Genomic DNA, 535 nt, shown 5'->3' on the forward strand with positions numbered 1-535 from the left:
ATCTTTCAATGGTCAAGCTGGGTTGCATCCGATTGTTTTACAAGAGGTTATGCAATTAAGGGACACAGCCTAGATTTTTGTACATCTGTCTCTGTTAGTTGAGTGGCCTTGTGCTCTGATATGTCAATTCCTCTTTCTTTTAATACGGTCATCGTGCCTTTTTCTGGTGTTAATTCTTTTGGGTCAACATTTACGCCTCTTGATGCAACAAGAATATTCATGTTTTTTGTCTTTATTATTTCTTTACTCAGTGCCTCTGCCATAGGACTACGACCAGTATTTCCAGTGCAAACGAATGTTACTATATTATCAGAAGCATTAGTTACACAACTTATTGAAAGCAAAACCAATCCAAAAAAACCTATTATTTTTTTCATTTAATTCCTTAAGTATCATGTGAATACACCATGAAAATGCTGTTTTTAATAAAAGCATATTTTACATTTCTTCAACTGCATTTAGCGAATTCAGATAATAAGTGCAACGCTCGGACATGATTGTGGAGAGTGTAGGAGGAAGGGTTAACTACCGATAA

The 535-nt window shown here is 35.3% G+C and carries 1 protein-coding gene; it reads right to left on the reverse strand.

Annotation, left to right across the window (positions count from 1 at the left end):
- Positions 1–47: 47 nt before the first annotated feature.
- A complete protein-coding gene (locus ACSZPU_RS26235; protein ID WP_499004554.1) occupies positions 48–377 on the reverse strand; it encodes an arsenate reductase/protein-tyrosine-phosphatase family protein in 330 nt (109 codons plus the stop codon).
- Positions 378–535: the final 158 nt, after the last annotated feature.

This window comes from Phytobacter sp. V69, assembly GCF_965644215.1.
Lineage (GTDB): Bacteria > Pseudomonadota > Gammaproteobacteria > Enterobacterales > Enterobacteriaceae > Phytobacter.

Excerpts from the sequence above, each read along its gene's own strand:
- ACSZPU_RS26235 (WP_499004554.1), bottom strand. The coding sequence starts at position 377 with ATGAAAAAAATAATAGGTTTTTTTGGATTGGTTTTGCTTTCAATAAGT.